Source organism: Rhodoglobus sp. (assembly GCF_053580035.1).
On record NZ_JBMDVL010000001.1, the window covers coordinates 308,012 to 324,428 of the forward strand.

Genomic DNA, 16,417 nt, shown 5'->3' on the forward strand with positions numbered 1-16,417 from the left:
GCACGAGCCCGCTAGACCCCGACTTCCTGATAGGCGGAGTACAGCATCGCTTCGTCGGGGCCATTCAACATGGATGTGCGGCCGACCGAGTCGAGCACCACAAAACGAATCATTCCCGCCCGGGCCTTCTTATCGCGCTGCATAGTCGCGAGAAGAGTGTTCCAACGACCGAGGGGGTAATCGATGGGCAAGCTGAGCGACTGCAGGATGCTCCGGTGCCTGTCGACAACTTCAGAACTGAGCGATCCAGCGAGGTGGGCTAGTTCCGCAGCAAAAACCATTCCGACGGACACTGCAGCGCCGTGACGCCAGCGGTAACGCTCGGCATGCTCAATTGCGTGACCAAGAGTGTGCCCGTAGTTCAGAATCTCTCGAAGACCGGTCTCCGTGAAGTCTTCGCCAACTACACGAGCTTTCAGTCCGATCGACAATTCAACAACGCGCCGAAACTGTTCAGAATGTGGATCGATGACCTTGTCGACGTCAGCTTCAATGATGTCAAGAATTTCGGGCTCACCGATGAATCCGCACTTGACGATCTCAGCGAATCCGGCCAAGATCTCGTTGCGAGGAAGGTCTTCTAACACGTCGAGGTCCGCGACCACAGCGCTCGGGGCATAGAACGCTCCCACAAGATTCTTGCCTTCAGCAGTGTTGATTCCGGTTTTTCCACCCACAGCAGCGTCAACCATGCCCGCGACACTCGTTGGGCACTGAATGAGCTTGATTCCGCGCAGCCAGGTGGCGGCGACAAAGCCAGCAAGGTCAGTCGCTGCTCCCCCGCCGAAACCAATCACAGCATCGGTGCGAGTGAAATCGGTCTGACCCATGATCTGCCAGCAAAAAGCGGCAACTTCGATCCGCTTGGCGTCTTCGGCATCCGGAATCTCCGCAAGAAGTACCTCGTAGTTCTCCGAGAGCGACTCGCGCAGTGCATTTGCTCTCGCACCAAGCGTCGGCGGGTGAATGATCAACACCTTTGTTACTCGCGGACCTAGCTGCTCAGCGAGCTTCGGCAGCAGGCCTCGGCCGATGAGAACATCGTAGGGGCTCGTTCCAGGGACCGGGATGATCGTGGTTTCAGTCATTGCTGTTGGGTTCCCAACCAGTCGGCGATCTCGCGCGCAACTTTCTCCATAGGCTTAAGTGAGGTATCAATCGTGAGAGAAGCAAGCTCGTCATAAATAGGACGACGGGCTTCGACGAGCTTTTCCCATTCATCAGCGTTATTGGCCAATGGCCGTTTACTTCCGGCAATCCGCAGGCGCGCGGCAGCCTTCGACATCGTCAATTGCACAACGCGGTGGGACGCAAGGTCAGCACGCGTCTCCAGGTTCAGCACCGCTCCCCCACCCAGAGTGACGACGGCAGGTTCGAGTAGTGCGTTGGCGACGGCTTCGCGCTCTCGCGCACGAAAATATTCTTCGCCAAATTCTGCGAATAGTTCAGGGATGGGGCCGTGTGAGGCGACGACAACCTTGTCAGTGTCGACAAGGGGCACATCCAAAATTTTGGCTAGTCGCTTGCCTGCTTTAGTTTTTCCTGCACCGGGCGCCCCAATGATGACAACGATCGCTCCGCCATCATTGAGCATACGTAGCCCCGGTGGTCTGGAGCGCATCAGGGATCGCGGCTAGGTATGCCTCGAGGTTTCGCTTAGTTTCGCCAAGCGAATCTCCACCAAATTTTTCGAGCACTGAGTTCGCCAGAGTGAGCGCAACCATCGCTTCCGCTACCACGCCCGCAGCGGGAACGGCACACACATCCGAACGCTGATGATGCGCCACGGCTGCTTCGCCCGTCGCAATATCCACCGTTCGAAGAGCACGAGGAACCGTCGAGATTGGCTTCATGGCGGCACGAACACGCAAGACAGTGCCGGTAGACATTCCGCCTTCGATTCCGCCGGCACGGTCACTCTCTCGAGAGATTCCGTCAGGCGAGTGCACAAGTTCATCGTGCGCGACTGAACCACGACGTGCAGCTGTCTCGAAACCATCCCCGACTTCGACGCCCTTGATCGCTTGGATGCCCATGAGTGCGGCAGAAAGCTGCGCGTCGAGACGACGATCCCAGTGGGTGTACGAACCGAGTCCCGGTGGCAAGCCATAGGCGAGGACTTCGACGATTCCCCCGAGGGTGTCGCCATCTTCATGGGCGAGATCGACCTCAGCAACCATTTGCTCAGATGTCTCGGGGTTGAAGCACCGCAAAAGGTCGGCGTCGAGGGTCGCAACATCGCCGGGTGTTGGCAGTGCGCTTCCTGCTGGCACCCGAACCGTACCAATCGACAGAGTGTGACTAACGAGATGAATTCCGAGACCGTCGAGGAACGCGCGCGCAACGGCCCCGAGAGCAACGCGAGCTGCAGTTTCGCGTGCGCTCGCTCGTTCGAGAACGTTACGGGACTCGGCAAAGTCGTACTTTTGCATCCCTGTGAGGTCGGCGTGCCCCGGACGCGGACGCGTGAGGGCGGCGCCGCGCCCCTTGGGCAGAGTCTCTGGGTCGACGGGAACCGGACTCATCACTTCGACCCACCGAGGCCATTCAGTGTTACCGATGCGCAACGCAATGGGGCTACCCATCGTGGCACCGAAACGGATTCCCCCACTCAGCGTGAGCTCATCCTGCTCAAACTTCATGCGGGCACCACGGCCATAGCCGAGCGTACGACGCACCAAGTCCGCCTGAATTTGTTCAGGTGAGATGGGCACGCCCGAAGGCATCCCCTCAAGAATTGCGACCAATTCTGGGCCGTGAGATTCACCGGCCGTTAACCATCGAAGCATGCGTCAATCCTCCCACACGAGATGACGCCACATTTTACGCAGTGCTGGATCACCGTCCCAGTGAACTCGCCGTACCTGTTGCTAGACCTCGTCGCGAATCGACGGCGTCTCAATTGCGGCACGCATCGAGTCAATCGCATCCGCCTCATGCGCCAGCGGCACATCTGGCGTTCCTGAGGCAAAAATACGTACTTGAGCAATGGCCTGATTGATCAGCAAATCATGACCAGAAATTACTGTTCCGCTTGCAGCCATCCAGCTGTGCGCAATGTCGCTCGGCCATGGGTCATAGGCAACATCAAAGAGGGCTGCTTGCTTGCGCACAGCCTCAGCGAACTCAAGATCTATGGCCCCGCCAGGGACCGTTGTGACAACAACAGAGGGAATGTCGGCCGCCCGAGCCGCATCGTGCCATTGTCGAACAATAATCGTTGCACCGAGCGACTCGCCAAGCACCTTGAGGGGTTCCGCTTTTGCTGGGCGGCGCGCGAAGATGACGATCTTTTGCGCGCCGAGACGAACAGAAGCCACGAGAAGCGATGCGGCAGTGGCACCCGCCCCCAGAATCCAGACGGATTCCAAGCTCGACAATCCGGCATCGAGAAAACTGCGCATGGCGCCCTCGACGTCCGTGTTGTAGCCACGGAGACCGGCATCCGTCACTACGACAGTGTTTGCCCCTCCAACGAGCTCAACAAGCGGGTCAGCCCAATCGAGTAGTGGAACGACATCGCGCTTGAGAGGCATCGTCAGTGACAGTCCACGCCAGCGTCCATCGAGAGCCGCAAGAAACGCGGGCAGAGACTCTTCTGACAGATCGATTGCATCGTATTCCCAATCGAAACCGAGAGTTTTGTACGCCGCACGATGGATTGCCGGGCTCAACGAGTGAGCGATGGGAGAACCGAGAACGGCAAGCTTCGATCGGGCGGATCCCGCGGCCGGAACACGTGAGCTGTCTAGCAATAGCTGCCATTCTCTTCGCTCTCGGCGCACCAATCGCGAAGCTGCTGGGCTGCAGCCTCATGGTCGTCAACATTGCTGGTGAAGACCGTCTCCCCTGTCGCCAAGTTGATCGGAACGAAGAATAGCCAGTCGCCGGCGGCAGGGTTCAGGGCAGCATCGATCGCCAACTCGCCGGGGAGACCAATCGGTCCGACAGGCAGACCGGGATTGGCGTACGTGTTGTAGGGATTGCTGGCATCAGCGCGTTCGGAGTCTGTTGTCCACACCGTGTGGAGATTTCCGGTGCCATAGGCGACGGTCGCGTCGGACTGAAGCAACATCCCCTGATCGAGTCGGTTGTAGAAGACACGGGCAATTTTGTAGAAGTCGTCGGTATTGGGGCCGGCTTCGCGCTGGACAAGCGCTGCCATTGTCAGAATTCGGTAGCGGTCTTCAACAGGGACACCCGCTGCATCCAACTTCTCGTACATGGTGTTGACCATCAGGTCGAGTACGACGTAGGGGTCTTGGCTGCCGTCGAGTTCGTAGGTTGCAGGGAACAGGTAGCCCTCAAGGCTGACAGCTTCGGCGGGAAGCCCAAAGTGTGCGAGATCTTCGGATGCCGCCTGCACATCAGCGAGGGCAATGCCGGTGGTTTGGGAGATGATTTCGAGCGCGTCGGGCAAGGTTGTGCCCTCGGTGATCAAGACTCTGTCGGTTACCTTGTTCTCTGGGTCAAGCAGAGCATCAAGTGCAGATTGAGCACTCATCTCCTTTTGAAGGGAGTAGTTTCCTGGAAAGAAGGCTGGGTCCGTTTCTTGCGCAAGCAACAGATCGTAGAACGCATCGAAGGTCATCGTGACGCCAGCAACATTAAGGCTCCGCGCGATATCGGATCCGATATCACCCGAGTTGACGGTGACGATAACTTCCTCGCCGTTGCCACTTCCTTCAAAGTCGTTTGGCAGTTCCCAGCCGAGCACTTCGCGGATCTTCTCTTCGTAGTTGACCCACGCAAAAGTTGCGACTGCAGCACCGGCGATGGCAATAACAAGAATCGGGAGCCCAATGATGAGCCACCAACGACGCTTGCGTGGTAGGCCTCCTGGTGTCGAACCGTCAGTTTCCGGAGCAGCTTCTGCGGTCCTCCCCCGCGATGCTTGCGCCTCGTGAGCCGCTCGCGCTTCGCGCCGGGTCAGTGGCTGTTCGCCAGCGCCTACTACCGGAGTAGAGGATTCGGTGCTTGCCGCGCCATCGGCACGTTCGGTGCCATGCGAGGCCGCGGCGCGAGCCGACTTCGGTGCACTTTCACCGGGTTGATCGTTGAAGATATCTTCCCAGTTCGGTTCATCGGCCATGGTTCAGGATCCTAGCGTCGGTTCGACAAGTTCTCCGGGCAATCGCGCCGCTGAGCGCTCGAAGTCGAGGGCGTGTTGCAAAATTATAACGGCGGCAACCTGATCGACGACCGAGCGAGAATTTTTTGCGGTGCGACCGGATGCCCGCAGCGCAGTATGCGCACTCATCGTGGTCATCCGCTCATCTACGAGCCGCACGGGCAAATCGGAGCTATCGGCAAGCTGTTGAGCGAATTCTCGAGCATCACCGGTTGACGCAGTATCCCGTCCAGAAAGAGCGATGGGGAGGCCGACGACCAGTTCAACAGCCTCGTATTCCTTCGCGATAGCCAGCACTCTTGTGATACTTGCTTGTGCGCGCTTCACCGTCTCTACTGGGGTCGCCAACATCCCGTGAGGGTCGCTTCTCGCAACCCCGACCCGAACTTTTCCGACGTCAATACCGATTCGAGTACCTGAGCGCATGGACTAAGCGGACAGAGTCGAGACGATAAGTGCGAGAGCGTCGGGAATCGAAGCGGGGTTTGCGCCACCACCCTGTGCGATGTCTGGCTTGCCGCCACCGCCGCCACCGAGCACCCCTGCTGCCGCCTTGGCCAGTGCCCCAGCGGCGAGACCATGAGCACGAGCCGCCTCATTGGTCGCGACAATGACGGCAGGCTTTTCGCCAATTGTGGCAGCAAGTGCTACGACAGCAGCCTTCGAGCCGAGCCGCTCACGAACTGACTGGACAAGTCCACGAAGGTCATCGTTTGACGGAAGCTCGCCAACATTCTCGACGACGGCCTTCACCGAGCCCAGCACTTGCGCTGTCTCGACCAAGGCCGGTACGCGCTGCGAGAGCTGGCCAGCCTCAAGCTGGGCAATCTTGCGCTCGGCTGCCTTAAGGTTTGCCATCAGTTCGGCAATCCGATCAGGCAATTGCTCCTTAGGCGTCTTCAAATTGGCAGTAAGTTCTGAGACGATTGCGCGCTCCGCTGCAAAGTTTCGGAATGCGCTCATGCCGACGAAGGACTCAACGCGGCGGTTTGACGATCCGACCGACGACTCACCAACGAGCGAAATAAGTCCGATCTCAGCGGAACGGGCAACGTGGGTGCCAGCACACAACTCGAGCGACCAAGGTCCACCGATTTCGACAACGCGAACCGTATCGCCGTACTTCTCACCAAACAGCGCCATCGCGCCGAGGTCCTTGGCGTCATCGAGTGCCATGATTCGTGTCGTGACTTCGAGGTTGTCACGCACAGCAGTGTTCGCGACTTCTTCAATCTCAGACTTTGTCTCAGCCGAGAGAGCCTGCGACCACGAGAAGTCCAGACGCATGTAGCCAGCCTTGTTGTATGAACCAGACTGGTGAGCATCCTTGCCCAAAATTTGACGCAAAGCTGCGTGGATGACGTGGGTTGCCGAGTGCGCTTGAGTTGCGCCGCGACGCCAATCGGCATCCACGATCGCTGTTGCAGCGTCTCCGACGCCGACCTCACCGGACGTCACTTGCACCTTGTGGCTGATGAGTCCCTTTACCGGGCGTTGGACGTCGAGAATCTCTAGGTGGTAGCTGGCACCAACAATCGCACCCGCATCCGCTTCTTGACCACCGGATTCGGCGTAGAGCGACGTTTCGGCGAGGATCACTTCAGCGATTTGGCCGGATGTCGCTTGCGATACCGAGACGCCGTCGACGATGATCCCGAGAACGCTAGATTCGGTTTCAAGATTTTCGTAGCCGGTGAAGGTGGTCTCGCCGAGCGCGCGGAACGCGCCGTAAACCGACAGGTCAGCAAGGAATTGCTTTTTGGAGCCTGCGTCTGCTTTTGCGCGATCGCGCTGCTGTTTCATGAGCGAATCAAAAGCTTCGCGGTCCACCGATAGTCCAGCTTCGCCCGCCATCTCCAGCGTCAGGTCGATGGGAAATCCAAAGGTGTCGTGCAGGAGGAATGCGGTGTCACTAGGCAGTTCCGAAGCGCCGGACTTCTTGGTGTTTTCGACCGCAGTGTCAAGGATCGTTGTTCCGCTAGCGAGCGTGCGCATGAAGGTATCTTCTTCGGCGAGAACGACGCGCGAAATGCGATCGTAGTCTTTCTCGACTTCGGGGTAGGCGGCCTTCATGGCATCCCGCGACTCGGGAAAGAGTTCAGCGAAGGTGGTTCCTTCAACCCCAAGCAGGCGCATGGCGCGCACTGTGCGGCGTAGTAGGCGCCGCAGCACGTACCCGCGACCTTCGTTGCTGGGAGTAACGCCATCCGCAATGAGCATGAGGCTCGAACGAACGTGGTCAGCGACTACGCGCAGTCGAACGTCAGCTTCATGGTCAGCGCCGTAAGTGCGGCCAGAAAGTTCTGCGGCCTTGTCGAGCACGGGACGGACTTGGTCGATTTCGTACATGTTCTCGACGCCCTGCTTGAGGAACGCAACGCGCTCCAGGCCCATGCCGGTGTCAATGTTCTGCTTGGGCAGTTCGCCGAGGATCGAGAAATCTTTGCCTTTACCTTCGCCACGGAGGTACTGCATGAAGACGAGGTTCCAGATTTCAACGTAACGATCGTCGTCGGTGGCTGGGCCGCCATCGGCGCCGTAAGCAGGGCCTCGATCGAAGAAAATTTCCGAACAGGGTCCAGCGGGACCTGGCTGGCCTGTTGACCAGTAGTTGCTGTCCATCCCGAGTCGCTGAATGCGCTCGTCAGGAAGCCCTGCGGTCTCTTTCCAATAGGCGACAGCATCGTCATCGTCTTCGTAAACGGTGACCCAGAGGTCCTCTGCGTGAAAACCAAGTCCCCCATCGGCCTCGGGAAGCGTGAGGAACTCCCAGGCAAACTGAATGGCTTCCTTTTTGAAATAGTCGCCGAAGGAAAAGTTTCCGTTCATCTGGAAGAACGTTCCGTGACGCGGCGTCTTGCCGACTTCTTCGATATCGAGCGTTCGGATGCACTTCTGAACGCTCGTTGCGCGATCGAACGGCGCCGGAACGAGGCCCGTCAGATAGGGAACGAAGGGAACCATGCCCGCGACAGTGAACAACAGCGTCGGGTCATCGCTGACGAGCGAGGCTGAAGGAACAATAGTGTGACCACGGTCGCCAAAATAGGTCAACCAACGGTTCTGAATGTCTGCGGTCTGCATGGGATCCCCGGGAACTCAATAATGCGGCCCGAGGGCCCTGATTTTCTTACTTAGAACGCTGCGAAAAGTCCGAGAGAGCTTCTTCTGCCTCGCCCACTGCTGCGCGAAGTTCTGCTTCACGCTCGCGGTAGCCATCAACAACGGCACTCGTGAACTCGCGTGCCTTGCTGTCAACCTCAGAGAAGAACTGCTTGCCTTCAGGTGTCTTCGCGACTTGGTGGGCTGCGACGAAACCGACGGCAATACCTACAACGAAAAGAACTGCGCCTTTCATAACTTCTCCTTCAGATTTGGGTGCGAGAGCGGTACTAGAACCGTACTAGCTTAGGCCGTGCGAAAAGGTCAGCGACGGCGCTTCGGGCGGATGCTCAGCACAGCAGCACGCACTCCGGCACTGAGGCCAGCGATCTTGATCAAAGGGCCGCCGACGGTTGCGGCTGCTAGTGCGACCAATGCTGAGATATTCCCGGTGGTTTCTTCCACATTCTGAGTGATCGCATCGACGCGAGCCAATTGGCGATTCGTCTCCGAAATTGTGGCCGTTGCCTCAGTAAACATGGGGTCGAGATTGTCGCTGACTCCACGTATTGCGGAACTCGTTTCGTCGAACACCCGCCCCAACTTGAGCAAGGGAACGGCGAGCAACCCGACAAGGACTGCGAATACTCCTGCCGCGATAAGCCCTGCGATATCTCCGCCAGTCATGCTTGCTCCGATCCGTCTCAGAAAAAGTGGTGGTTACACGCTATTCGACAATCGCACCAACATCCCGCCAAACGCAAAAAAGGGCCGGAGCATAAGCCCCGACCCTTTCGTGCGTTAGTTAGCGTGCTGCGTAGTACTCAACAACGAGCTGAACTTCACAGGTCACGGGAACCTCGGCGCGCTTCGGGCGACGTACGAGACGTGCCTGAAGCTTGTCGATTTCAACTTCGAGGTAACCAGGAGTCTTAGGAAGAACATCCACGTGTCCGCCAGCTGCGGCGACCTGGAAGATTTCCATGCCCTCGCTGCGAGCCTTGACGTGCATGAGCTGTCCCGGCTTGACGCGGAACGAGGGACGGTCAACGAGCTGGCCGTCAACCAGGATGTGGCGGTGAACGATCATCTGACGAGCCTGAGCGGTCGTGCGAGCGATAGCCGAACGAACGAGCAGTGCATCGAGACGCATTTCGAGCTGCTCAACCAAGTTCTCACCGGTTAGGCCGGCGGTCTTGCGAGCTTCCTCGAACTGAATCTTCAGCTGAGCTTCACGGATTCCGTACTGGGCCCGTAGACGCTGCTTCTCGCGAAGACGAACAGCGTAGTCACTGTCCTGCTTGCGCTTGGTGCGGCCGTGCTCACCGGGAGCATAGGGGCGCTTTTCGAGGTACTTTGCAGCCTTCGGCGTGAGGGCAATGCCCAGTGCACGCGAAAGGCGAGTCTTGCTGCGGGTACGTGACTTAGTAGACACAAGATCCTTTTCGATTGATTCAAGTAAGAACACTCTGGTGATTACTCGCACGCGAACGGGCGTACACAACACACCAGAAGAAAGTAGAGGGATGGCCCAATGGAGACTGGTCGGCTACAGACCTTGCTCCGCGATTTCCGGTTTCATTGCAGCCGCGCGCCGAAACCGTATCGATGGGACGCATAACTCTAACACGCCAAGCATCGCTATGGCACGAAACGAGGCCAGCAAGGGTTTGGCGCGTCGGCTGGTCACTCTCCGCGGATAATCTCTCGAAGTTTCGCCAGTCGAGCCGACACGTCGCGTTCGTTTCCGTTGTTGGTTGGGCGGTAGTACTCGGTCCCCTGAAGGACATCGGGGAGGTACTGCTGCTTCACGACGCCGAACTCGGAATCGTGAGAATACTGGTACCCCTTGCCATGGCCGAGGCGTTTTGCTCCCGGATAGTGCGCATCGCGCAGCGGCTTGGGAACCCGCCCAATCTTTCCCGCGCGAACATCGGCGATTGCGGCGTCCAGGGCAACATAAGCGGCGTTCGACTTGGGCGCTGTCGCGAGATACACAACGGCCTCCGCGAGAGGGATTCGGCCCTCCGGCATCCCGATCATCTGCACGGCATCGGCCGCAGCGACGGCGATGACGAGAGCTTGGGGGTCTGCGACGCCGACATCTTCAGCGGCACTGATGATGATCCGTCTGGCGATGAACCGCGGATCTTCACCCGCTTCGATCATTCTCGCCAAGTAGTGGATGGCAGCGTCGACGTCTGAACCACGCACCGATTTGATAAAAGCGCTGATGACGTCGTAGTGCTCATCGCCCTGACGGTCGTAGCGCAACAGCGCACGGTCAACGGCAGTGGCAACATGCTCTGCGGTAACTACGGGTGGACTCGAAGCGTTGTCTTCGTTGGCAGCCGATACCGCTGAAGCCTCTAGCGCCGTGAGGGCGCGTCTCGCGTCGCCAGATGACAGCCGTACAAGCAATGCGCGAGCGTCTGATTCAAGCACTACCGCATCGTTCAGTCCACGAGCGTCGGAAACCGCCCGATCGACCAACTCGCCTAGCTCATCATCGTCAAGTTGATTGAGCGTCAACAACAATGACCGTGAGAGGAGAGGAGAGATTACAGAGAACGACGGATTCTCGGTCGTTGCGGCAATCAAAATGATCCACCCGTTCTCGACCCCCGGCAGCAGAGCATCCTGCTGTGCCTTCGTGAACCGGTGAATCTCATCGAGAAACAACACGGTAGAGACGCCGTAGAGGTCGCGCGCGGTCAAGGCTTCTTCAATTGTCAGACGCACGTCCTTAACCCCGGCGGTCACGGCAGACAATTCAACGAACTTGCGTTGAGACCCTCGCGCGATTGCCTTCGCGATGGTTGTTTTGCCCGTGCCCGGAGGACCCCACAAAATAATGGATGCCGAGCCATGACTGCCGCCAGCATCCGATGCGAGACTCATGAGCGGCGAACCTCGCTGCAGCAGATGCTTCTGCCCAACGATCTCGTCAAGTGTCAGCGGACGCATGCGCACAGCAAGAGGCGTAGCCCCGCTGTGAAGACTTGCGGAAGCATCCATAGGTCAATCGTAATCGTCCGCACTGATGAAATGCGCAGCCCTTCGGCTCAGGGCTAGAACGCCGTGGCGTTTGGTCGAGATTCGCACGAGACCGTAAGGTTCAGTGTGGCGTTCCTACGACCGCGGCGAAATCCGCAATTCTTCAAGGAGTAATGGTGGCATCCAGCAAAAAGCATTCACGCGAGCAACGAGACGCTCGGGAACGCCTGCGCCACTACTCTGCCCGCAATGCGGTCCATGAGAACACTCTTGCACGCCGCAAGCGCGACAATGTTCTGGCCGTTGGCGTTGGGATCCTCGTAATCGCGCTTGTCTCGACCGCTCAAGTGTTCTATTTCAGTGCTGGACCAGGAACGCCGGAACCCGCGCCGTCCTTCACCCCCGAACCCACTGCGGCCGCCCAGGAGAACGTCGGCGACGTTCCAGATGTCTCAGTCTCCGAAGACCGCACGTGGACGGGTGAGCTTACTCTCAACGACGTGGCTCTCGGAATTGAACTCGACGGAGCCGCTGCACCTCAAGCTGTTGCCTCAATCATCGACTCGATCGCTACTGACTACTACGTCGGTACTACCTGCCACCGCATGGTGAAAACTGAGAACGCCGGGTTGATCCAGTGTGGATCGCTCGACGGCACCGGCGCCAGTGATCCCGACTACGCCTATGGGCCGGTGGAAAATGCAGGAGTTGGCGGCTTCTACCCCGCGGGCACTATCGCAATGGCGCGTACCGGAAACAATGCCTTCTCCAATGGGCGACAGTTCTTCATCGTCTTTGACGATGCGATAATTCCTGACGACACCGCCGGCGGCTACAGCATTGTCGGTACGGTCGTTTCTGGTCTCGATGCTTTGCAGTCCGAGATCACCTCTGGAGGCATTGTCGACAATGCCGAGGATGGGGCTCCGGTGATTGCCACAAGCATCACGGGCTTCACGATCCAGTAACAGCGTCAACGACCGTAAGCGTGGTTGTCCTAAGCTTGGGTTCACCCGGGCAGCGGCTTCCGGCATAACCAGCAAGGTGAAGTAATTGGCTACACAGGAGCAAAACGAGTGGGGACGCGTCGATGAGACGGGTACCGTCTTTGTACGCGAAGCAGAAAGCGAGCGCGCTGTCGGTCAATACCCCGATGGAACACCGGAAGAAGCTTTGGCTTACTTCACCCGCAAGTATCACGAGCTTGCAGGTCAAGTGACGTTGCTCGAGCAGCGCGTGAAGAACGGTGCGCCCGCCGCAGACGTCTCGAAGGCGATTAGCGCCCTGAAGGAGTCAATCGCAACCGCAAACGCCGTTGGCGATCTCGCGGCGCTCAGCGCACGTGTCGAAGCCCTTGGTGGCTCGGTCTCAAAACTCACCGAGAAGCAGAGCGAAGAAGCCAAACTGGCTCTGGGCGAAGCTATCGCTGTGCGAACTGCCCTTGTTGTCGAAGCTGAGACGCTTGCTGCGGCAGATCCTGCCAAAGCACAGTGGAAGCAGGTCACGGCTCAGATCGACGACATCTTCGCGCGTTGGAAAGCCCACCAGGCCGATGGCCCCCGTCTTCCGAAGGCGGAAGCGAACGAGTTGTGGAAGCGTTTTCGAGCCGCCCGCAGCACGATCGACACCCATCGCCGCGCATTCTTCGCTGAACTCGACACGAGTCACAAACAAGCCCGCGCTGACAAACAGGCTCTTGTCGACGAAGCGGAAGCGTTGGTAGCTCAGGGTGCCGACGCCATCCCCAACTACCGTCGCCTCCTCGATCGTTGGAAGGCAGCCGGGCGCGCTGGCAAGAAGTTTGACGATGCACTCTGGGCAAAGTTTAAGCAGGCTGGCGACGTGCTCTACGCCGCAAAGTCCGAGGTGGATGCGCAAGACAACGTCGAGTTCACCGCAAATTGGGAGCTCAAGAAAGCGTTGCTCGACGAGGCCGAGCCACTCTTGACCGCCACAGACCGCGCTCAAGCCAAGAAGTCGTTGTTGTCGATTCAGAAGCGCTGGGATGAAATTGGTAAGGTCCCTCGCGACAAGATCAAAGTCGCCGAGGAACGCCTGCGCAAAATCGAAACGGCCGTGCGCAAGCTCGACGAGGATCACTGGAACAAGAGCAACCCCGAGCGCCAAGAGCGTTCCGAAGGATTCTTGGGTCAGCTCAACGACGCAATCGCGAAACTTGAAGCCGAACTTGCTGAAGCGAAGGCCACCGGCAATGCTAGGAAGATTGCGGATGCTCAGGACGCACTAGATGCTCGCAAGGCATGGCTCGGGGCACTGAAGTAGCAGACTCTCCACAGGCCATCTGTTTGTCCACCGAACCAGAGTGAACACACCGTCGGCGTGAGTGCCACTGCACGATAGAGGAATGACCTCGCGACTTCCTTCCGTGCTCAGCGCACTCGATCTGCCCCTTGTTGAGCTGCAGTGTGCCGTCCTCGATGGAGAGCTCTATGCCCTCGATCAATGCTTCTGCCCTATTGACGAATTTGAAACGACGCACTTGCGTGCACGGGCCCTCGGTGTGGTGCTCGATCCGCGAATAATTGCCGAGAGGTTGAGCGCAGCCTGGGTGTGGGGTGCGCTGGTGACTCCCCCACGGCGGCATCAGCTCTGCGTTGCCATCGGCGCACGAACTAGGCCGCATGCGAGCCTGAATGCAACGCTGCGGGAAGTCGTGATCTCTCCAGAAGAGATTGATAGCGTGGCCGGCGTGAGCGTGACCTCACGACTCCGCACAGTAATTGACCTACTGAGATTTAGCGAGAGCTTCGGAAACCGCGAGATCCAAGCAATTGCAACATTGATGACCGAAGGCACGTTGGATTATTCCGAGTGCGCTAACTCAATGCTGGTCCGTCGCAATTTGCCCCAAAAACGGATCGCCCTTGAGCGACTCACGTTGGTGCGTGCGAGACATCCTCAGCCCGCCGCGAGCTAGCCGCTATTGACGCGATAAACGTCATAGACCGCGTCAACACGACGCACGGCATTGAGCACGCGATCGAGATGGGTTGTATCTCCCATTTCAAAAACAAATTTGCTGATAGCTAAACGGTCCGTTGACGTGTTGACGGTGGCAGAAAGAATGTTGACGTGTGTTTCGCTCAGCACCTTGGTGATGTCTGAAAGCAAGCCAGAACGATCGAGCGCCTCAACCTGAATCTGCACGAGAAAGAGACTCTTTGACGTTGGCGCCCATTCAACGTCGATCATGCGCTCGGGCTCGTCTAGGAGCGATTGAACATTCTTACAATCCGCCCGGTGAACGGAAACACCGGCGCCACGAGTGACAAATCCGACAACCTTGTCTCCCGGTACCGGGGTGCAACAGCGCGCCAGCTTCACCAGAATGTCTGGCGCTCCCCGCACGAGAATTCCGGAGTCAGAGTGCTTGAAGGGACGCAGCTTTCCCTGCGCGGGGAATGTGAGTTCCCCTTCGTCCTCTTCAGTACCTGAACTCAGCGACGCGACAAGCTTTTCAATTACCGACTGAGTGGAAACGTGCCCTTCACCCACTGCGGCATACAACGCAGATACGTCTTCGTAACGCATTGTCGACGCGAGGTCGGCGAAAGACTCGTGATTCATGAGCTTTTGCAGTGGCATATTCTGCTTACGCATTGCGCGCGCGATCGCGTCCTTGCCCTGCTCGATAGCTTCGTCGCGGCGTTCCTTCGTGAACCAGGCGCGAATCTTGTTTCGGGCTCGAGTGCTCTTGACGAAACTGAGCCAGTCCTGGCTAGGAGCAGCATCCGGACTCTTGGAGGTGAAGACCTCAACAGAGTCGCCACTGGTGAGTTCTGTCTCTAGGGGAACGAGCCGCCCATTGACCTTGGCACCCATAGTGCGGTGCCCGATTTCCGTGTGCACCGCGTAGGCAAAGTCGACGGGCGTCGCGCCAGCTGGTAGGCCGATCACTTTTCCCTGAGGAGTGAAGACGTATACCTCTTTGGCGCCGATCTCGAATCGCAGCGACTCAAGGAACTCACCGGGGTCTGACGTTTCGGCCTGCCAGTCCGTGATGTGCGCAAGCCACGCCATATCGCTATCAACGGGCCCAGATTCGACGATCTTGCCCGCACTACGGTCTTTGTATTTCCAGTGCGCAGCTACACCGAACTCGGCACGGTGGTGCATCTCGCTCGTTCGAATCTGGATCTCAACCGCGCGACCGTGCGGTCCGATGACCGTCGTGTGAAGAGACTGATAAAGATTGAACTTAGGCGTCGCAATGTAGTCCTTGAAACGACCAGGAATCGGATTCCATCTGGCGTGGATCGACCCAAGCACCGCATAACAATCGCGAACAGAGTTCACGAGAACACGAATGCCCACAAGGTCATAAATTTCATCGAACTCGCGACCTCGAACGATCATCTTCTGATAGATCGAGTAGTACTGTTTCGGACGGCCAGCGACAGTGCCCTTGATCCGCGATGTCTTGAGGTCGTCATTAACCGAAGCAATGACCTCTTTGACGAATTCGTCACGCATCGGGGTGCGCTTAGTTACCAGGCTCTCGATTTCGACGTAGATCTTAGGGTGGAGCACAGCGAACGACAGGTCTTCGAGTTCAATTTTTATCGCCTGAATACCCAGACGATGCGCGAGCGGTGCATAAATCTCAAGTGTCTCTTGTGCTTTTCGGGAAGCAGACTCGCGCGGCACAAAGCCCCACGTGCGAGCGTTATGGAGACGGTCGGCCAGCTTAATCACGAGGACTCGGATGTCTTTCGACATCGCGACGATCATCTTGCGCACCGTCTCGGCTTGCGCGCTGTCGCCGTACTTGACCTTGTCGAGCTTGGTCACACCATCGACCAACATCGCAATCTCATCGCCGAATTCAACCCTCAACTCATCAAGCGAGTAGTCAGTGTCTTCAACGGTGTCATGCAAGAGTGCAGCGGCGATCGTCTTCTCACCGATACCGAGATCAGCGAGAATCTGCGCCACCGCGACGGGATGAGTTATGTAGGGCTCACCGCTCTTACGCTTCTGACCGTCGTGCGCTCGGAAAGCTGCGGCATAGGCGCGCTCGATCAGTGCAAGGTTCGCTTTAGGGTGATGAGTCTTTACCGTTCGCAGTAAATTCTCTACGGCTCCAGCGGGCTGAGCGCGGGAGAAAATCCTCGGCAACAGCGCACGGAACGAGGCAGCTGACTGTGGTGATTCACTCATTCCGCT

The 16,417-nt window shown here is 58.0% G+C and carries 15 protein-coding genes; 3 read left to right on the forward strand and 12 right to left on the reverse strand.

All coding sequences use genetic code 11. The features are described 5' to 3' along the window. Positions 1-11: 11 nt before the first annotated feature. From aroB to ACOH1Z_RS01565, 11 genes are all read right to left on the reverse strand, one after another. A complete protein-coding gene (aroB, locus tag ACOH1Z_RS01515) occupies positions 12-1,088 on the reverse strand; it encodes a 3-dehydroquinate synthase (protein ID WP_449646735.1) in 1,077 nt (358 codons plus the stop codon). Next, the gene (locus tag ACOH1Z_RS01520) at positions 1,085-1,594 is read right to left on the reverse strand and encodes a shikimate kinase (protein ID WP_449646736.1); all 510 of its coding nucleotides are present in this window, start codon (positions 1,592-1,594) and stop codon (positions 1,085-1,087) included. Before ACOH1Z_RS01520 ends, aroB begins: the two co-directional genes overlap by 4 nt. Continuing rightward, positions 1,584-2,789, reverse strand: coding sequence for a chorismate synthase (gene aroC / locus ACOH1Z_RS01525; RefSeq protein ID WP_449646737.1), 1,206 nt, complete (start codon positions 2,787-2,789; stop codon positions 1,584-1,586). The genes ACOH1Z_RS01520 and aroC overlap by 11 nt, the downstream gene beginning before the upstream one ends. 81 nt (positions 2,790-2,870) lie before the next feature. Then, the gene (locus ACOH1Z_RS01530) at positions 2,871-3,755 is read right to left on the reverse strand and encodes a shikimate dehydrogenase (protein ID WP_449646738.1); all 885 of its coding nucleotides are present in this window, start codon (positions 3,753-3,755) and stop codon (positions 2,871-2,873) included. Beyond that, a complete protein-coding gene (mltG, locus tag ACOH1Z_RS01535) occupies positions 3,749-5,092 on the reverse strand; it encodes an endolytic transglycosylase MltG (protein ID WP_449646739.1) in 1,344 nt (447 codons plus the stop codon). The genes ACOH1Z_RS01530 and mltG overlap by 7 nt, the downstream gene beginning before the upstream one ends. A gap of 3 nt (positions 5,093-5,095) precedes the next feature. Further along, positions 5,096-5,557, reverse strand: a complete 462-nt coding sequence (gene ruvX / locus ACOH1Z_RS01540; protein WP_449646740.1) for a Holliday junction resolvase RuvX — start codon at positions 5,555-5,557, stop codon at positions 5,096-5,098. 3 nt (positions 5,558-5,560) lie between these two features. Then, positions 5,561-8,215, reverse strand: a complete 2,655-nt coding sequence (alaS, locus tag ACOH1Z_RS01545; protein WP_449646741.1) for an alanine--tRNA ligase — start codon at positions 8,213-8,215, stop codon at positions 5,561-5,563. A 46-nt stretch (positions 8,216-8,261) separates the two neighbouring features. Next, a complete protein-coding gene (locus ACOH1Z_RS01550) occupies positions 8,262-8,489 on the reverse strand; it encodes a hypothetical protein (RefSeq protein ID WP_449646742.1) in 228 nt (75 codons plus the stop codon). Positions 8,490-8,557: 68 nt separating this feature from the next. After that, positions 8,558-8,920, reverse strand: coding sequence for a DUF948 domain-containing protein (locus ACOH1Z_RS01555; protein WP_449646743.1), 363 nt, complete (start codon positions 8,918-8,920; stop codon positions 8,558-8,560). A 118-nt stretch (positions 8,921-9,038) separates the two neighbouring features. Continuing rightward, complete coding sequence (rpsD, locus tag ACOH1Z_RS01560; RefSeq protein WP_010202678.1) at positions 9,039-9,668, reverse strand: 30S ribosomal protein S4; 630 nt, start codon at positions 9,666-9,668, stop codon at positions 9,039-9,041. Between the two features lie 251 nt (positions 9,669-9,919). Beyond that, a complete protein-coding gene (locus ACOH1Z_RS01565; protein WP_449646744.1) occupies positions 9,920-11,251 on the reverse strand; it encodes a replication-associated recombination protein A in 1,332 nt (443 codons plus the stop codon). A gap of 152 nt (positions 11,252-11,403) precedes the next feature. Between ACOH1Z_RS01565 and ACOH1Z_RS01570 the strand changes: the two genes are divergently transcribed. From ACOH1Z_RS01570 to ACOH1Z_RS01580, 3 genes are all read left to right on the forward strand, one after another. Next, positions 11,404-12,198 carry a peptidylprolyl isomerase gene (locus tag ACOH1Z_RS01570; RefSeq protein WP_449646745.1) on the forward strand — a complete coding sequence of 265 codons (795 nt, stop codon included), beginning with the start codon at positions 11,404-11,406 and terminating at the stop codon, positions 12,196-12,198. Between the two features lie 85 nt (positions 12,199-12,283). Beyond that, a complete protein-coding gene (locus ACOH1Z_RS01575) occupies positions 12,284-13,513 on the forward strand; it encodes a DUF349 domain-containing protein (protein ID WP_449646746.1) in 1,230 nt (409 codons plus the stop codon). A gap of 82 nt (positions 13,514-13,595) precedes the next feature. Continuing rightward, a complete protein-coding gene (locus tag ACOH1Z_RS01580) occupies positions 13,596-14,168 on the forward strand; it encodes a hypothetical protein (RefSeq protein WP_449646747.1) in 573 nt (190 codons plus the stop codon). Here the strand turns inward: ACOH1Z_RS01580 and ACOH1Z_RS01585 are convergent. Further along, on the reverse strand, positions 14,165-16,411 hold the full coding sequence (locus ACOH1Z_RS01585; protein WP_449646748.1) for a RelA/SpoT family protein: 2,247 nt from the start codon (positions 16,409-16,411) through the stop codon (positions 14,165-14,167). The genes ACOH1Z_RS01580 and ACOH1Z_RS01585 overlap by 4 nt on opposite strands. Positions 16,412-16,417 lie beyond the last annotated feature (6 nt).